This window comes from Stenotrophomonas sp. SKA14 (genome assembly GCF_000158575.1).
Lineage (GTDB): Bacteria > Pseudomonadota > Gammaproteobacteria > Xanthomonadales > Xanthomonadaceae > Stenotrophomonas > Stenotrophomonas forensis.
Genome location: NZ_DS999412.1, coordinates 305,830 through 322,241 on the forward strand (window position 1 = coordinate 305,830; position 16,412 = coordinate 322,241).

13 protein-coding genes are annotated in these 16,412 nt (G+C 68.2%); 6 read left to right on the top strand and 7 right to left on the bottom strand.

All coding sequences use genetic code 11. From position 1 onward, the window contains the following. Nucleotides 1–8 precede the first annotated feature (8 nt). Nucleotides 9–1,115, bottom strand: a complete 1,107-nt coding sequence (locus SSKA14_RS01600) for an SDR family oxidoreductase (protein ID WP_008265619.1) — start codon at nucleotides 1,113–1,115, stop codon at nucleotides 9–11. Between the two features lie 195 nt (nucleotides 1,116–1,310). Between SSKA14_RS01600 and SSKA14_RS01605 the strand changes: the two genes are divergently transcribed. After that, nucleotides 1,311–1,619, top strand: a complete 309-nt coding sequence (locus SSKA14_RS01605; RefSeq protein ID WP_008264675.1) for a hypothetical protein — start codon at nucleotides 1,311–1,313, stop codon at nucleotides 1,617–1,619. 33 nt (nucleotides 1,620–1,652) lie between these two features. On the opposite strand, the gene SSKA14_RS01610 is transcribed toward SSKA14_RS01605, so the two are convergent. Then, complete coding sequence (locus SSKA14_RS01610; RefSeq protein WP_008265259.1) at nucleotides 1,653–2,705, bottom strand: DNA topoisomerase IB; 1,053 nt, start codon at nucleotides 2,703–2,705, stop codon at nucleotides 1,653–1,655. Between the two features lie 111 nt (nucleotides 2,706–2,816). Between SSKA14_RS01610 and SSKA14_RS01615 the strand changes: the two genes are divergently transcribed. The 3 genes from SSKA14_RS01615 (at nucleotide 2,817) to SSKA14_RS01625 (ending at nucleotide 9,374) form a co-directional block, all read left to right on the top strand. Then, nucleotides 2,817–3,206 carry an I78 family peptidase inhibitor gene (locus SSKA14_RS01615; protein ID WP_040009243.1) on the top strand — a complete coding sequence of 130 codons (390 nt, stop codon included), beginning with the start codon at nucleotides 2,817–2,819 and terminating at the stop codon, nucleotides 3,204–3,206. Nucleotides 3,207–3,381: 175 nt separating this feature from the next. Then, a complete protein-coding gene (gene gltB, locus SSKA14_RS01620; RefSeq protein WP_008265282.1) occupies nucleotides 3,382–7,836 on the top strand; it encodes a glutamate synthase large subunit in 4,455 nt (1,484 codons plus the stop codon). 92 nt (nucleotides 7,837–7,928) lie between these two features. Further along, entirely contained in the window at nucleotides 7,929–9,374 is a 1,446-nt protein-coding gene (locus SSKA14_RS01625; RefSeq protein WP_040006747.1) for an FAD-dependent oxidoreductase, read from the top strand. On the opposite strand, the gene SSKA14_RS01630 is transcribed toward SSKA14_RS01625, so the two are convergent. After that, a complete protein-coding gene (locus tag SSKA14_RS01630; RefSeq protein ID WP_008267301.1) occupies nucleotides 9,360–11,771 on the bottom strand; it encodes an ATP-binding protein in 2,412 nt (803 codons plus the stop codon). The genes SSKA14_RS01625 and SSKA14_RS01630 overlap by 15 nt on opposite strands. A 157-nt stretch (nucleotides 11,772–11,928) precedes the next feature. Here SSKA14_RS01630 and SSKA14_RS01635 point away from each other — a divergent pair, with 157 nt between their 5' ends. After that, the gene (locus tag SSKA14_RS01635; RefSeq protein WP_008264700.1) at nucleotides 11,929–12,795 is read left to right on the top strand and encodes a methylglyoxal synthase; all 867 of its coding nucleotides are present in this window, start codon (nucleotides 11,929–11,931) and stop codon (nucleotides 12,793–12,795) included. Between the two features lie 100 nt (nucleotides 12,796–12,895). On the opposite strand, the gene SSKA14_RS01640 is transcribed toward SSKA14_RS01635, so the two are convergent. The 4 genes from SSKA14_RS01640 to ttcA form a co-directional block, all read right to left on the bottom strand. Next, complete coding sequence (locus SSKA14_RS01640) at nucleotides 12,896–13,192, bottom strand: hypothetical protein (RefSeq protein ID WP_040006749.1); 297 nt, start codon at nucleotides 13,190–13,192, stop codon at nucleotides 12,896–12,898. A 135-nt stretch (nucleotides 13,193–13,327) separates the two neighbouring features. Next, a complete protein-coding gene (locus SSKA14_RS01645) occupies nucleotides 13,328–14,107 on the bottom strand; it encodes a SprT family zinc-dependent metalloprotease (protein WP_040006751.1) in 780 nt (259 codons plus the stop codon). A gap of 59 nt (nucleotides 14,108–14,166) precedes the next feature. Beyond that, nucleotides 14,167–15,072: a recombination-associated protein RdgC gene (locus SSKA14_RS01650; RefSeq protein ID WP_005411825.1), complete on the bottom strand. Its 906-nt coding sequence runs from the start codon at nucleotides 15,070–15,072 to the stop codon at nucleotides 14,167–14,169. A gap of 36 nt (nucleotides 15,073–15,108) precedes the next feature. Continuing rightward, complete coding sequence (gene ttcA / locus SSKA14_RS01655) at nucleotides 15,109–16,029, bottom strand: tRNA 2-thiocytidine(32) synthetase TtcA (RefSeq protein ID WP_040006755.1); 921 nt, start codon at nucleotides 16,027–16,029, stop codon at nucleotides 15,109–15,111. A gap of 91 nt (nucleotides 16,030–16,120) precedes the next feature. On the opposite strand from ttcA, the gene SSKA14_RS01660 reads away from it, so the two are divergent. Next, nucleotides 16,121–16,324, top strand: a complete 204-nt coding sequence (locus SSKA14_RS01660) for a YdcH family protein (protein WP_004153435.1) — start codon at nucleotides 16,121–16,123, stop codon at nucleotides 16,322–16,324. The last annotated feature ends 88 nt before the right edge of the window (nucleotides 16,325–16,412 follow it).

The following is a 16,412-nucleotide window of genomic DNA, read 5'->3' on the forward strand; positions in this document are numbered from 1 at the left end:
CCGTCGGCTCAGCCCCGCGGCCCGCCCATCACCGGCAGGATCACCCCGCTGATGTAGCTGGCACAGGCCGGCGAGGCCAGGAACACATAGGCCGGCGACAGTTCTTCGGGCTGTGCGGGCCGGCCCATGTCACTGTCCTTTCCGAACGCCGCCACGTCTTCCGCCGTCTTGTCAGCCGGGTTCAGCGGGGTCCACACCGGGCCGGGTGCCACGCAGTTGACCCGGATTCCGCGCGGCAGCAGCTGGCTGGCCAATGCCTTGGTGAAGGCATGGATCGCGCCCTTGGTGGCCGAGTAGTCGATCAGCGCCTTGCTGCCGAACAGGCCGGTTTCCGAACCCGTGTTGATGATGCTGGCACCCTCGCCCAGATGCGGCAGCACCGCGCGCGCCATCTGGATGTAGCCACCGATGTTGGTCTGCAGGGTTTCCTGCAGGTGCGCGTCTTCCAGATCCTCCAGGCGCTCGCAGTGCAGCTGGAACGCGGCATTGTTGACCAGGATGTCGATGCCGCCTAACGCCTTGGCCACCTGCTTCACCGCCTTGTTGCAGAAGCGCGGATCGCGCACGTCGCCGGCGATCACCACGCAGCGTCCGCCCTCGCGTTCCACGTGCTGGCGGGTGATCTCGGCATCTTCGGCTTCATCCAGATGCAGCACTGCAACGTCCGCGCCCTCACGTGCGAACAGCACCGCCACCGCACGGCCGATACCGGAATCGCCACCGGTGATGATCGCGCGCAGGCCCTGCAGCTTGCCGCTTCCAGCGTAGTCCGGCGCAAGGAAGCGTGGCGCCAGCTCAAGTTGGTGTTCATGCCCGGGCTTGGCCAGCTGCTGTGCGGGCATGACCTCGGGTTGCCTGCGTGCACCGGCCTGGGTGGCGGTCTTCTTCGTGGCCTTCTTCGCTGCGCGCGCGTCCTTGGCCTTCTCCTGGTCCTGCAGGCGCCGCTGCCGCGAGGCCACCCGCGCCGCACGCGGGTCGCTGGCGGCCGCCTTGCGGGTTGCGGTCTTCACCACGCGCGGGCGATCGGGGTCGGCAGCGGTCTTCGTCGCGGTGCTGCCCTTGCGCACCTTCGGCGAGGCTTTGCGGCGAACGGGGGTTTTCTTGGTGGTGGCCATGCAGGTCTCCTCGGGAGGGAAAGGGGCTGCCGGCCAGCGGCCGGCACTACCGGGGGCGGCACACGCCGCTCCTGCAGTGTCTCCACCTATGCTGTTGGCGGCAGTGAGCGCACCGTGTCCACGATGTGCACGGTATTCATTCCGCCACCACGTGCGGCGTCGCACGCTGCACGCAACCACACAAGGAACGCCTCCATGAAACATGCCATCACCACCGCCGCCGTCTGCTTTGCCCTCGCCGCCTGCAGCAGCTCGCCGGTGGCGCAGGTACAGCCGATCGACGGCGTGATTTCCGGCCAGTGCCACAGCGACATGGTGCGCGGTGCGCTGGGGCTGGCGGCCTCGGACGCCACCGTTGCCCGTGCCCGCGTGGACAGCGACAGCCTGCACGTGCGGGTGCTGCGTCATGACGGTCCGCGGGTGCCGCCGGCCAGCGAAGGCGGTGACCGCCTGACCATCGAGAAGGGCCGCACCAACAACATCACCGCGATCTACTGCGGGTAACAGCCGTCGAGCAAGCTCGACGCTACGGAGGGTTCAGGCGCGGCGCTTGGCCAACCGCCGCGCCCTGCGCAGCACCTTCAGCGTTGCCTGCTCCCATTGGCGCGGGCCGCGCAGGCCGGCCAGCGCAGCCAGTTCGCCGCGCTCCCAGCCGACGAACACACAGGGGTCGATATAGGCCTTGCGGCACACCGCCGGCGTGTTGCCCAGCCGCGCGGCTACCTGGCACACCACCTCGCGCTGCGCCTTGGCCAGCGCGCGCTGGGTGGCCGGTTCCGGCAGCTCGGTGGCGGCGAAGGTCTGCACCGCCGCCAGGGTGCCGCCCCAGGTGCGGAAATCCTTGGCGGTGAAGTCTTCCCCCATCACCTCGCGCAGGTAGTCATTCACCGCGCCCGAATCGACCGGCTGGATGATGCCCTCATCGTCGCGGTACTGGAACAGCGCCTGGCCCGGCAACTGCTGCACACCGCGTACCAGCGTGCCCAGCCGGCGGTCACCGACGGTCACTTCATGCAGCTGGCCGGATTTGCCACGGAAGCGCATGCGCACCCGGCCGCCCCGCAGCAGGTCCAGGTGGCGGTTGCGCAGCGTGGTCAGGCCGTAGGACCTGTTCTCCTTGGCGTAGGTTTCATTGCCCACCCGCACCAGGGTGTCGGCCAGCAGCGCGACCACCACCGCCAGCACTTTCCCGCGCGGGAAGCCCCGCTGCTTGAGGTCGCGGCTGAGCCGCCTGCGCAGGCCCGGCAGCGCTTCGCCGAAGGCGATGGTGCGGTCGAACTTGCCCGAATCGCGCACCGCCGCCCAGTCGGCGTGGTAGCGGTACTGCTTGCGCCCACGCGCATCGCGACCGGTGGCCTGCAGGTGGCCGTTGGCATGTGCGCAGATCCATACCGCGGTATAGGCCGGCGGGATCGCCAGCGCACGGATGCGGTGCAGGGTGGCGGCATCACGCAGCGCGTGGCCGTCGGCATCGCGGTAGCTGAAGCCCTTGCCGGCGCGGCGGCGGCTGATGCCGGGCTGGGTGTCATCGACATAGCGCAGGCCGGCGGCACGCGCGGCCTGTTGTTCAGGAGTGGAGGGCGTTGGCATGCGCTGAGTGTCGCGGGTGCGGCGCGGTGATCCTGTCGATAACGCAAGACAAACACGTGAGGGTCGGTTCGCCGCTATGCTCGGGTCTTCACAACCCCTTCCGGAGTCATGATGTCGTTCCCGATTCGCGCCCGTTCGCTCTCCGCCCTGTTGCTGCCGGCCGTGCTGGCCCTGACCGCCTGCCAGGCACCGGCGCTGGATGAACAGGATTCGGCCACCGCTCATGCCCAGCAGGCCGCCGAAGCCGCCAAGGCGCCGGCCGACGACGCAGGCAAGGCGACCGAGGCGCCGCCGGTCGGCACCTGCGACGCCAGCCAGGTGCAGAGCCTGGTCGGCCAGGCCTACACCGACGCGCTGGGCAAGCAGGCGCAGGAAGACGCCGGCGCCAGCCAGGTGCGCGTGCTCAAGCCCAACGACGTGGCCACGATGGAGTTCCTCGGCGACCGCCTCAACATCGAAGTGGACGACAAGGGCGCAGTCAGCGGCACGCGCTGCGGCTGAGTTCGGCCCCGCGCCGGCACAGGCGTGCCGGCGCTTTCTGTTGCACCTGCAACCGTGTATTGCGGCGCTGCAGCAACCTGTGATCTAGTCGAGGCATCCGGTGGCCTCACGATGCGCTCCAGGGATTGGGCGGGCTTGAGTGTCCCCGTTCAATTCTTCCCGCATCGAGGTAGAGATGGCCCCCCGCAACCGCCAAGGGCTTTACGACCCGCGCTCCGAGCGCGATGCCTGTGGATTCGGCATGGTCGCCCAGCTCGACGATCAACCTTCGCGCCTGTTGGTTGATACCGCCATCGCCGCGCTCTCGCGCATGACCCACCGTGGCGGCGTCGCCGCCGACGGCCTGACCGGCGATGGCTGCGGCCTGCTGCTGCGCCGCCCCGATGCTTTCCTGAAACTGCTGGCCAGCGAAGCCGGCATCACCACCGCCGCGCGCTTCGCTGCCGGCCTGGTGTTCCTGCCGCACGACGCCGAGGCCGCCGACGCCTGCCGCACCCAGCTGCAGGCGCAGGTGGAAGCGGTGGGCTGCAGAGTGGCCGGCTGGCGCGAAGTACCCACCGATGACAGCGTCTGCGGCCAGCTGGCGCGCGACACGCTGCCACGTATCGAACAGGTGTTCGTCGACGCCGGGGTCGGCCAGGATGACGCCGGCTTCGCGCTGGCCCTGTTCCTGGCCCGGCGCCGCAGCGAACAGCAGCTGCGCGCGCACGCCGACTTCTACGTCACCACGCTCACCCCGGATGCGATCAGCTACAAGGGCATGGTGCTGCCGGACAAGCTCAGCCGCTTCTACCCGGACCTGCAACGCCGCGAACTGGCCTCCAGCGCCATCGTGTTCCACCAGCGCTTCTCCACCAACACGCTGCCACGCTGGCCGCTGGCCCACCCGTTTCGGATGCTCGCCCACAACGGCGAGATCAACACCATCGAAGGCAACCGGCGCTGGGCGCAGGCACGCAGCAAGGTGTGGAAGACGCCGCGCTTCGATATCGCCGAGTTCGATCCAGTGATCTCCATGCATGGTTCGGACTCGCAGAGCCTGGACAACATGCTCGAGCTGATGGTCGCCGGCGGCATGGAGCTGATCCAGGCACTGCGCATCCTGGTCCCGCCGGCCACCCAGTCGCTGGAGTTCAAGGACCCGGACCTGGCCGCGTTCTACGAGTTCCACGGCCTCAACAGCGAACCTTGGGATGGCCCGGCCGGCATCGTCGCCTGCGACAGCCGCTACGCCGTCTGTACCCTCGACCGCAATGGCCTGCGCCCGGCGCGCTGGATGCTGACCGCCGACCGCCACTTCCTGGTCGCCTCCGAAGCCGGCGTGTGGGAAGTGCCCACCGAGCGCGTGGTGCGCAAGGGCAAGCTCGGCCCCGGTGAAATGGTGGCCATCGACCTCAAGCGCGGCGACCTGCTCGACTCCGACGCGGTGGACCGCATCAACCGCGGCCGCGCGCCGTACAAGCAGTGGCTGCAGCAGGGCGTCACCTACCTGCAGACCGAACTGATCGACCCGTCACTGGTGGAAGAGCCCTTCGACGAAGGCACGCTGCGCAGCTACCACAAGCTCTACCAGCTCAGCAGCGAGGAAGTGGAGCAGGTGCTGCGGCCGCTGGCCGAGACCGAACAGGAAGCCACCGGCTCGATGGGCGATGACACGCCGATGGCGGTGCTGAGCCAGCGCAGCCGCCCGCTCTACGACTACTTCCGCCAGGCCTTCGCGCAGGTCACCAACCCGCCGATCGACCCGCTGCGCGAAGACTGCGCGATGTCCCTGTCCACCCAGCTCGGCAAGGAGACCAACATCTTCCATGCCGGTCCGGAGACGGTGAACCACGTCATCCTCAATTCGCCGGTGCTGAGCCAGCGCAAGCTGCGCCAGCTGCTGAAGATGGACCAGTACGTGCAGGCCAACCGCCTGCTCGACCTGTCCTACAGCGAGGACGAAGGCCTGCGCGCCGGCATCGAGCGCATCTGCGCCGAAGCCGAACAGGCCGCGCGCGACGGCATGGTGATGCTGCTGCTGTCCGACCGCTACCCGGTAGCCGGGCGGCCGATGGTGCACGCCCTGCTCGCCACCAGCGCCATCCACCACCACCTCTCGCGGCTGGGCCTGCGCTGCGACGTCAACCTGATCGTCGAGACCGGCACCGCACGCGACCCGCACCACATGGCCTGCCTGCTCGGCTTTGGTGCCACCGCGGTGTACCCGTACCTGGCCTACCAGACCCTGTTCGACCTGGGCCGTCGCGGCATCCTCAAGCTCAGCAAGGGCGGCGAGCAGTCGCAGATCGGCCGCCGCTACCGCAAGGGCGTCTACAAGGGCCTGTCCAAGATCATCTCGAAGATGGGCATCTGCACCGTGGCCAGCTACCGCGGCGCGCAGCTGTTCGAGATCATCGGCCTGGAACCGGAGGTGGTCGACCTGTGCTTCCCGGATACCGCCTCGCGCATCGGTGGCGCCGGCTTCGCGCGCCTGGATGCCGACGCGCGCGAGCTGTGCGCGCAGGCCTGGGATGCGCAGCAGGACGTGGATGTCGGCGGCCTGCTGAAGTACGTGCACGGCGGCGAGTACCACATGTACAACCCGGACGTGGTGACCACCCTGCAGCGCGCGGCGCGCAGTGGTGACCCGCGTGCCTGGCAGCAGTACTGCGATGCCGTGCATGCACGGCCACCATCGGCGCTGCGCGACCTGTTGGAACTGGTGCCGGCCGCTTCGCCCACGCCGCTCGATGAAGTGGCACCGGCCAGTGTGCTGTTCCCGCGCTTCGATACCGCAGCGATCAGCCTGGGGGCACTGTCACCGGAAGCGCACGAGGCGCTGGCGATTGCCATGAACCGCCTCGGCGGCCGCAGCAACTCCGGCGAAGGCGGCGAAGACCCGGCCCGCTACGGCACGCCACGGCGCAGCAAGATCAAGCAGGTCGCCTCGGGGCGCTTCGGCGTCACCGCCGAATACCTGGTCAACGCCGAGGTGCTGCAGATCAAGGTCGCGCAGGGAGCCAAGCCCGGCGAAGGCGGCCAGCTGCCTGGCCACAAGGTCAACGAACTGATCGCGCGCCTGCGCTATGCGCGCCCGGGCATCGGCCTGATCTCGCCGCCGCCGCACCACGACATCTATTCCATCGAAGACCTGGCCCAGCTGATCTACGACCTCAAGCAGGTCAACCCGACCGCGCTGGTGTCGGTGAAGCTGGTCAGCCATGCCGGCGTCGGCACGATTGCGGCGGGCGTGGTCAAGGCCGGTGCGGACCTGATCACCATTTCCGGCCACGACGGCGGCACCGGCGCTTCGCCGGTCAGCTCGATCCGCTATGCCGGCGTGCCGTGGGAACTGGGCGTGGCCGAAGCGCACCAGGCGCTGCTGGCCAACGATCTGCGCGGGCGCACCCTGCTGCAGACCGATGGGGGCCTGAAAACCGGCCTGGACGTAGTCAAGGCCGCGCTGCTGGGTGCGGACAGCTTCGGCTTCGGCACCGCGCCGATGATCGTGCTGGGCTGCAAGTACCTGCGCATCTGCCACCTCAACAACTGCGCCACCGGTGTGGCGACCCAGGACGAGCGCCTGCGCGAGAACCACTTCACCGGCCAGCCCGAGCGCGTGGAGAACTTCTTCCGCCTGTTGGCCGAGGAAGTGCGGGGCTGGTTGTCCTACCTGGGCGCACGTTCGCTGGACGAGATCGTCGGCCGTACCGATCTGCTGCGGCAGATCGACGCCGCACCGCGCGAGGGTGTGCGCGTGGACCTGTCGCGCCTGCTGGCCGATGCCCGATACGAAGGCAGCCACTGCGCCGCGCAGCGCCTGTACGAATCGCCGGACAGCCTGGCCACGCAGATGGATGGCCTGCTGGCCCCGGCCATCGAGCACAAGCGCGGTGGCGAGCACCGCTTCCTGATCCACAACACCGACCGCAGCATCGGCACCCGCCTGGCCGGCGCGGTGGCACGCGCGCATGGCAACCAGGGCATGGCCGAGGCACCGCTGGAGCTGCGCTTCCGTGGCAGCGCCGGGCAGAGCTTCGGCGCCTTCAATGTCGGCGGCCTGCACCTGGAAGTGGAAGGCGAGGCCAACGACTACGTCGGCAAGGGCATGGCCGGGGGCCGCCTGGTGGTGCGGCCGCCGCGTGGCGCGCGCTTCGAGGCACGCAGCACCGCCATCATCGGTAACACCTGCCTGTACGGCGCCACCGGTGGCGAACTGTTTGCCGCCGGCCGCGCCGGTGAGCGCTTCGCGGTGCGCAATTCCGGCGCGCTGGCGGTGGTGGAAGGTGCCGGCGACCACTGCTGCGAATACATGACCGACGGCGTGGTGCTGGTACTGGGCAAGGTCGGCCTGAACTTCGGCGCCGGTTTCACCGGTGGCCTGGCCTATGTGCTGGACGTGGACCGCGATTTCGTCGATCGCTACAACCACGAACTGATCGACATCCATCGCGTGTCCGCCGAGGGCTTCGAAAACTATCGCCAGCACCTGCACCGCCTGATCGGCCGCCACCGCGAGCTGACCGGCAGCATCTGGGCGCAGCAGATCCTCGACGAATTCCGCGATTACATCGGCAAGTTCTGGCTGGTCAAACCCAAGGCCGCCAGCATCGAGTCGCTGACTGAAACCCTGCGACGCGCCGCCTGATTTCGCCCGGTAGTGCCGGCCGCTGGCCGGCAACCCAGAATCACGTAGTGCCGGCCGCTGGCCGGCAACCGGAAAACATCAAAGAGCCAGCCATGAGCCGCAAGCACGCTTTCCAGTTCCTCGACCTGCCCCGCACCATGCCGCAGCGCATCCCGGTGGAACTGCGCACCTCCGGCGACTGGGGCGAGCTGTACGGCAAGTTCGGCAAGGAAGACGCCCAGTACCAGGCCGGCCGCTGCCTGGACTGCGGCAACCCGTACTGCAGCTGGAAGTGCCCGGTGCACAACGCCATTCCGCAGTGGCTGCAGCTGGTGCAGGAAAACCGCATCCACGAAGCCGCCACGCTGTGCCACAGCACCAACCCGCTACCGGAGGTGTGCGGCCGCGTCTGCCCGCAGGACCGCCTGTGCGAAGGCAGCTGCACGCTGGAGGAATTCGGCGCGGTCACCATCGGCGCGGTCGAGAAGTACATCGTCGATACCGCGCTGGCCAGTGGCTGGCGCCCGGACCTGGGCGCGGTGCAGCCGACCGGCCACAGCGTGGCGGTGATCGGTGCCGGCCCGGCCGGCCTGGCCTGCGCCGACCGCCTGGCCCGCGCCGGCATCACCGCCGTGGTCTACGACCGCTATGAGCAGATCGGTGGCCTGCTGCAGTTCGGCATTCCCAGCTTCAAGCTGGACAAGGACGTGATCCACCGCCGCCGCGAAGTACTGGAAGGCATGGGCGTGCAGTTCCGCCTGGGCGTGGAGATCGGCCGCGATGTCAGCGTGCAGCAGCTGCTGGACACCCACGATGCCGTGTTCGTCGGCACCGGCGCCTACCGCTACACCGACGGTGGCCTCGACGGCCAGGACCTGAAGGGCGTGCTGCCGGCGCTGCCGTTCCTGGTGCAGAACAGCCGCATTGTCGGCGGTGATGATCCGAAGGGCCGGCCGATCGCCGGCTGGGAAGACACCATCGCCCTGCCCGACCTCAACGGCAAGCGCGTGGTGGTGCTCGGTGGTGGCGATACCGGCATGGACTGCGTGCGCAGCGCAGTACGGCTGGGCGCGGCCAAGGTCACCTGCGCCTACCGCCGCGACGAGGCCAACATGCCCGGCAGTGCCCGCGAAGTGGCCAACGCGCGCGAGGAAGGTGTGCGCTTCCTGTTCAACCGACAACCGCTGTCGATCGAAGCGGGCGCCGATGATGAAGTGATCGGCGTGACCGTGGTCGAGACCCGGCTGGGCGAGCCCGATGCCAACGGCCGCCAGAACGCGGTCCCGATCGACGGCAGCGAATCGCTGCTGGAAGCGGATGTGGTGATCATCGCCTTCGGCTTCTCGCCGACCGTGCCGGCATGGCTGGCCGAGCACGGCGTGGAAGGGCAGTCCAACGGCCGCATCGTGGCCGGTGGCAAGGACCGCCTGCCGTTCCAGACCGCGCACCCGCGCCTGTTCGCCGGTGGCGATGCGGTACGCGGCGCCGACCTGGTGGTGACCGCTGTGGCCGAGGGCCGTGATGCCGCCGCCAGCATCGTGCGCCTACTGGCGCGTTGAGTCCGGCGCCAGCAGCCTGGCCAACAGCGCATTCAACGCGTGCGTTTCCACCGGTTTGGCCAGGAAATGATCGATACCAGCGTCGCGGCAGGCCTTGCGTGTCCGGTCCAGCACGCTGGCGGTGAGCGCGATGATAGGAACCTGCGCGCGGGCAGGACACATGTCGGCGCGGATCGCCCGCGCCAGTGCGAACCCATCCACGTCCGGCATGTGGCAGTCGGTGATCACCAGATCAAACGCTCCCGCATGCCACGCTTCAAGGGCCTTGCGACCGTCGGTGCAGGCCTGCACGTGCAGCCCCAGGCCACGCAGGCGCTGCTCCAGCAGGTGCAGGTTGGTGGGATGGTCTTCGGCCACCAGCACCCGGGCGTGCGGCAGTGGCTGCATCGCTGCGGCCGGCAAGGGTGACACTCCTACGGGCAGCTCGCAGCTGGCCAGCTCCAGCTCCATCCACACCGTGGTGCCTTCGCCAGGCCTGCTGTGCAGCTGCAGCTCCGCGCCAATCGACGACGCCAGCTCACGGCAGATCGCCAGGCCCAGGCCGCTTCCGCCGAAGCGGCGCGCGGTCGACGTCTCGGCCTGGGTGTAGGCAGCGAACACCGCCTGCTGCCGCTCCGGACTGATGCCCACACCGCTGTCGCTCACCTGCAGGCGCAGCCGCTGGCCACCCTGCAACCGCTGCAGGACCTGCACCTGCAGTTCCACCCCGCCATGCTCGGTGAACTTCAACGCGTTGCCAGCGAGATTGAACAGGATCTGGCGCAAACGCAGGCCGTCAGCGAGCAGTCCGGCCTGCAGTGCCGGATCGAGTTCAACCGTGAGGTGCAGTCCGCGGCTGGCCGCGACAGGCATCAACAGCTGCTGCACCGCGCGCAGCAAGGCGGCGAGGTCAGTTGGACGCAGCTGCAGGGGCGCAGGTTGCAGGCGCTGGCTGTGCAGCACATCGTCAAGGATCTGCCGCAGCATCCTCGCCGCATCTCCAACCGTGGCAAGCACCTGCCGCTGGTGCACCTCCAGCTCGCTGTCGGCCAAGCGTTCGAGCATGCCCATCAGGGTGCTCATCGGTGTACGGATCTCGTGGCTCATCGTCGCAAGGAAGTGGGTCTTGGCCAGCGCCACCTGCTCGGCCTCGCGCCGGGCCTGTGCCAGCGCGCGGGTGCGCGACTGCACCTCGCTGACATCCATCCAGTAGCCGCTCCACTCGACAATGCCCTCGGCGCGCGGCAACGGCCGTCCATGCGAGTGCACCCAGCGCCAGCCCAGCGGCGACTGCGTGCGGAAGAGGACGTCGATCGGCTCGCGCGCCAGCGCAGCGGCATCGACCGCTTCGGTCAGTCGCACGCGATCATCGGGGTGGACCGCCGCCAGCAAGCGCTGAGGATCGATCAGCGCGGTCTCGACGCTGATCCCGAACAGCGCCTGCACGTCCCCAGCGATCTGCGGAATGCTGTAATGGCCTGCTGCCGAACGGCGCGCCTGGAACACCACGGCCGGCAGATTCGACGTCACCTCCCGCAGCCGCTGCGCGGCCACGCGACGTCGCTCGCTTTCACGGTGCACGCGCCAATAGCCGAACGCATACACCAGCGCGAGCGCCAGCAGGATCAGCGAGGCCGGCACCAGCCAGTGCAGTGCCGAGGGCGACGACTGGCTTCGCGGCGTGGCCGGCAGCCAGGCCGCACGGATCGCCTCGCGTTGGGCGCCACTCAAACCCGACACGGCCTGCTCGAACTCATCAATGACCCCAGCACAGGCAGGCACGGTGGCCAGCACCAGCGCATCATCGAAGCCCGCCGGTGCAGCGACCACCAGTGGGTCTCCGTGGTAACGCCGCAGAGCGGCCTCGACCTCGCCCAGATTGGCGATCACCGCATCGACCAGGCCAGTGCCCAGAAGCGAGAGGGCGTCATCGAGCGGTGCAGGGGGAAGCAGCTGTGCGCCCGGCGCCTGTTCGGCCAGCATCGCGGCCAGCGGCCCGGGATCGGGACTGGCCACGGTGCGCCCCTGCAGCGCGCCTATGCCCATCACCGGCGGCGCATCCCGGCGCTGTACGATCACCTGCGGCAGCTGCAGGTAGGGAGCGCTGGCCACCCAGCCCGGGGGCAGTTGCGAACGGGGCCAGCCCAGCAGCGCCTGGATGCCGTCGGGCACCCTGCCCTCGGCCACCGCAGCGGCCGGCAGCGGTTCTGGCTGCAAGGGTCGCTGGGCACCCAGCAGCGCCAGGTAGTCCGCATCGGGTCCGTTCGCCTGCCCCTGCACACTGGTGGACAACGGCATGCGGTCGGATGGCCAGGCGATACGCAGCGGCGAGCCACAACGCGCGGAGGTGGTGGTTGGCAGCAGCAGGCATGCCATCACGGCAGCGGCAGGAAACCCAACGACGTTCACGGCAGGCATCCTCATTCGCCGGCGGGAGAAACGGCCGCGCAGCGGTACCGCTGCCTGCCACGCTAGCGACGTGTCAGCAGGCAGCAATGAAGAAAGTTGTAAAAACATCCAGAAGGGGGAATGCCGACATACACTGCCGCTTTCACCCGTATCTGCGGAGCTCTCGATGCGCATCGGCCTGGCTGCCAACCGTCTCCACCATCACGACGCGCGTGCGGCCCTGTTCCGCTGGTTGCGTGCCAGCGAGCCCGGACTGCGCGAACTGGGAGTGTCGCTGCACGCGGTCGGCCGCACCCATGACGCGATCGAGCGACAGGGATTCCTGGCCGGGTACAACGGCCTGCACCGTTACCCCTATGGGCGCGAAGGCGGTCTGATGAAGCTGGTGGCCGAGGTGGTCGGCATGGGCCCGGAACGGACGCTGGATGGTGCGATCTATCTGATCGATCCGGTCGACCCGTCATCGGTGTTTCCGGAAGCCACGGCGCTGAAACGACAGTGCGTGATCCACGGCAAGCCGTTCATTTCGACCGTGGCCACCGCGCGCGACTGGGTGGAGGTGGAGCGTATCCATGCGGGTCTGGATGCAGACGCCGGCGCCGATGACCTGCACGGCTTCGAAGGGCAGACGTTGGCGCTGATCGCGCACGATGCAATGAAGCCGGCGATGCTGGCCTTCGCCGACGAGCACTTCGCGGTACTGGCGCGATTCGGCGAACGCGTGGCGACGGGCACCACCGGGCAGCGCTTGAATGAACTGGCCTGGGGCCGCGGCTGGCCCAGTGACACGCCCTGGGTGACGCGCTACCAGAGCGGCCCGATGGGCGGCGATGCGCAGATTGCCGACCGCGTGCTGGAAGGGCGCTGCCAACGCGCGATCTTCTTCGAGGACCCGCATGTGGCACGCCAGCATGAGGCGGATATCCAGCTGCTGGAGCGGGCCGTGACCACGGTGACCGACCAGGCGGTGTGCATTACCGCGCCGCGGGTGGCGGCACGCTGGGCAACGGCGGCGGCGCTGCGGGCGGGGTGAGGGAGGTTTCGGCCAACGGCTGAGCCCCTCGTGGCTGACAGTGGGTGGCGTCGACTGTTGGTCCACTGCCGTTGTGGCATGGCCGGGTGCGTGCCACCGATCAGCGCGCGAGCCTGTTGATGTGGAAGTCACACCCTTGCCCCTGCCCCCAGAATGTAATGGCGACAACCCCCGCCATCACTATTGCCCCCCCATAGGTGGTAGACAACATCAATATCGAGAGGCGTTTGTTCTCAAATCTGAAAACCCGTCGATACAACTCGAACACGCCCTCGAACGTATTCATGTTGATCCCGTTCTTTTTGCAGTATGCGTTTGCAGAAAGTACGGCCGTCAGCCCCGCAACCGCACAAAGTGCAAAGCCGGCGATCCTGATGATTTGAAGCAACTCGCACATGACCTTTCCTGGAACAGCGGTACTGCGCACGCCCGAACGCGGGCCGCTGTCTATTGTGAAGCCCCTTCGGTTGAAGGAGCGCGCCGAAGGCGGGGCTAGAGGGAGAATGCGTGGGCAACTGCTGCAGCGCGGGCGCTACAGCAGTTGCCGAAGCATGGCCTTCAGTCTGCGCCCTTCCAGTTGGAAGTAATCGCGCTGTTCACGCCACGCAGGGAAGCGTTGTTCCACTTCATGCCAGAACGCGGGCGAGTGGTTCGGCTGGATCAGGTGGCAGAGTTCGTGCACCAGCACGTACTCGAACGCGTCGGATCGACCCAGCACCAGCGCAAGGTCCAGCGCCATGCTGCCATCCGGTGCCAGCGAGCCCCACTGCGAGGACATCACCTTCAACCGCAGGCGGCTGGGCGCGCGCGGCAAGGTGGGCAGGTACTTCGGCAACCAGCGGCCAACGTCGGCACGGGTCTGGGCTTCGTAGAACTCGCGCAGCAGGCGGCGCAGGGTGGCATCGCCGCCACGGCTCGGCCATTGCACGCAGGCGCCGTGCCCGTCGATCTCCAGGCGCGCATAGCGGCCTTCCTGCCAACGCAGTGGCAACAGTTCGCCGCGCAACGGCAGCACGCCGGCTTCGCCCGGCTGCAGCGGCGCCGGCAGGCCGTGGCCCTGGTACTGGCGCAGCTGCAGCGCCAACCAGTCGCGGTGCTGTTCCAGGAACCGCTCGCCCATCACCAGGCTGGCGCGCGGCGGCAGGGTCAACCGTGCGCCACGCTCATCCACGCTCAGCTTGATCCGGCGTGCGCGCGGATCGCGCACGCGCAGCACCTCGATCTCGGCATCCTCCAGGCGCAGGCGGACGGTGTCACGCTGCACGGTGGCGGGCGGAGCGGGTGAGATCAGGCGGCGCAACAGGCGGCTCATGGCGCCAGCATAGCGCCGCTTCGGGCCGCTGGATGACCGGCGGCCCACGCAGTGCCTGTTCAGTCAGCCTTGCTGAGCTTGAAGGCTTCTTCCAGCAACAGGAACAGGCGGCGGATCTCGGCACTCTGCAGGGCGAAGCGGGCGTCGAATTCGGCGCGGCGGCCGTCTTCGTCGGCATGCTCCAGCTGGTCCAGGGCGCCATCGAGGAACTTCAGCTTGCGCACGATCAGGTCGTCGCCGATCACGAAGGACAGGTTGTCTTCGAAGATCAGCGCCAGCTTGGTCACCTGCTTGCCGGCGTCCAGGTGCTTGTCGATCTCATCGCAGCGCAGTTCCTGGTGCTGGCACTTGACCACCGCACCGCCTTCCACCGGGTCCTTCATCTCGCACTCTTCGCCCAGGCTCAGCCCGGTCGGCAGCGGCTCGCCGGCAATCCAGCCGGTCAGGATCGAGCGCGGCGCGACTTCGGCATTCAGCGGCATCGCCGGGAAGCTGCCCAGCAGGCCGCGGATGTCGGACATGAAGTATTCGCCGGTCTTGCGGCTGGAGGTATCCACCGCGACATAACCATGCTGCAGGTCGATGAAGGCGTCATTGCGCGAAGACTTCACGAAGGCGCGCGGCAGCAGCTCATGCAGCAGATCGTCCTTCATGCGCTTGCGCTCGCGGCCGCCCGGGCGACGGCCTTCCTTCTCCTCGATCTCCTCCAGCTTGCGCTCGAGCAGATCGTTGACCACCGCCGCCGGCAGGATCTTGTCCTCGCCACCCACGGTCAGCCACAGGTGTTCGGCGATACGGTGGGAGAGCAGTTCCTTCTCCTCGCGGCCGAACGGCGAGATGAAGCCGCGCGAATTCATTTCCAGCGCGCCGACCGGCTTCAGCAGGGCGTGCGGCAGCAGGGTGTCGACTTCGGAAAAATCGGTGGTGGTCGGGAAACGGAAGAACGTCAGGTTGCGAAAGAACATGGAATTCCGGATGGCAAAGAGGAAGGGCGACCGACCTTAAACGGCGGGCGTCTCGGGATCTGCGTCGGCGTCGGCCGGGGAGCCGGCCAGCCAGGCATGGGCGTCGGGCAGCGGTGCGTCGTCGCGACGGCCCAGCGCCATGAAGTCGAACAGGGTGGTATCGGCCAGCTGCGAGGGCCGCACTTCGCCCATGGCACGCGCGATCTGCTCGATGCGGCCCGGGTGGTCCTTCTCCCACTGCCTGAGCATCAGGCCGACCTGGCGACGCTGCAGGTTCTCCTGGCTGCCGCACAGGTTGCAGGGAATGATCGGGAACTGGCGCGCCTGCGCGTACTCGACGATGTCGCTCTCGCGCACGTACGCCAGCGGCCGGATCACCACGTGCCTGCCGTCGTCGCTGCGCAGCTTCGGCGGCATGCCCGACAGCTTGGCGTGGTGGAACAGGTTCATGAAGAACGTGGCCACCATGTCGTCGCGGTGATGGCCCAGCGCGATCTTGGTGAAGCCGTGGGTCTCGGCGTAGTTGTACAGCGCGCCGCGACGCAGGCGCGAGCACAGCGAACACATGGTCTTGCCTTCCGGAATGACCCGGCTGACCACCGAATAGGTGTCCTGCTCGATGATGTGGTACGGCACGCCCAGCCCGGCCAGGTACTCCGGCAGCACGTGCTCGGGGAAGTCCGGCTGCTTCTGGTCCAGGTTCACCGCCACCAGCTCGAACGGCACCGGCGCCTTCTTCTGCAGCTGCAGCAGTACGTCCAGCAGGGTGTAGCTGTCCTTGCCGCCGGACAGGCAGACCATGACCTTGTCGCCGGCCTCGATCATGCCGAAGTCGGCAATCGCCTCGCCCACCTGGCGGCGCAGGCGCTTGGCCAGCTTGTGCTGCTCGCGCTCGGCCACGCGCGGATCGCGGGCGGCGCGGGGCGGGGGATCGGGAAGGGAGATCACGGCACTCATGGGCTCCATTCTAACGGCTCGGAGCCGCCGCGGCCGGGCCGAGGGGCTCCCCTCTCCCGGCAGTCATCATCGCTGTGTATGCTCGGAGGCTGTGGACACCTACAGCCCCGCCGAGATCGTCGAGCACCTCGCCGCCCTGCGCGCCGAGCACCGCCTGCTGGATGAACAGATCACCCGCATGGCCGCCAACGGCGAGGACGAGCTGGAGTCCAAACGCCTGAAGCGTCGCAAGCTGCAGCTGAAGGACTGCATCGCCAGGCTGGAAAGCCTGCAGATTCCCGACGAACCAGCCTGACGCCGGGTTCGGGTGGGGGCCAACCCTGGTTGGCCTGCTGCTCTGGTGGGTGCCAACCTTGGTTGGCACGACTGGAATGTGTGTGGAC

Excerpts from the sequence above, each read along its gene's own strand:
- SSKA14_RS01600 (WP_008265619.1), bottom strand. The coding sequence starts at position 1,115 with ATGGCCACCACCAAGAAAACCCCCGTTCGCCGCAAAGCCTCGCCGAAG.
- SSKA14_RS01605 (WP_008264675.1), top strand. The coding sequence starts at position 1,311 with ATGAAACATGCCATCACCACCGCCGCCGTCTGCTTTGCCCTCGCCGCC.
- SSKA14_RS01610 (WP_008265259.1), bottom strand. The coding sequence starts at position 2,705 with ATGCCAACGCCCTCCACTCCTGAACAACAGGCCGCGCGTGCCGCCGGC.
- SSKA14_RS01615 (WP_040009243.1), top strand. The coding sequence starts at position 2,817 with ATGTCGTTCCCGATTCGCGCCCGTTCGCTCTCCGCCCTGTTGCTGCCG.
- gltB (WP_008265282.1), top strand. The coding sequence starts at position 3,382 with ATGGCCCCCCGCAACCGCCAAGGGCTTTACGACCCGCGCTCCGAGCGC.
- SSKA14_RS01625 (WP_040006747.1), top strand. The coding sequence starts at position 7,929 with ATGAGCCGCAAGCACGCTTTCCAGTTCCTCGACCTGCCCCGCACCATG.
- SSKA14_RS01630 (WP_008267301.1), bottom strand. The coding sequence starts at position 11,771 with ATGCCTGCCGTGAACGTCGTTGGGTTTCCTGCCGCTGCCGTGATGGCA.
- SSKA14_RS01635 (WP_008264700.1), top strand. The coding sequence starts at position 11,929 with ATGCGCATCGGCCTGGCTGCCAACCGTCTCCACCATCACGACGCGCGT.
- SSKA14_RS01640 (WP_040006749.1), bottom strand. The coding sequence starts at position 13,192 with ATGTGCGAGTTGCTTCAAATCATCAGGATCGCCGGCTTTGCACTTTGT.
- SSKA14_RS01645 (WP_040006751.1), bottom strand. The coding sequence starts at position 14,107 with ATGAGCCGCCTGTTGCGCCGCCTGATCTCACCCGCTCCGCCCGCCACC.
- SSKA14_RS01650 (WP_005411825.1), bottom strand. The coding sequence starts at position 15,072 with ATGTTCTTTCGCAACCTGACGTTCTTCCGTTTCCCGACCACCACCGAT.
- ttcA (WP_040006755.1), bottom strand. The coding sequence starts at position 16,029 with ATGAGTGCCGTGATCTCCCTTCCCGATCCCCCGCCCCGCGCCGCCCGC.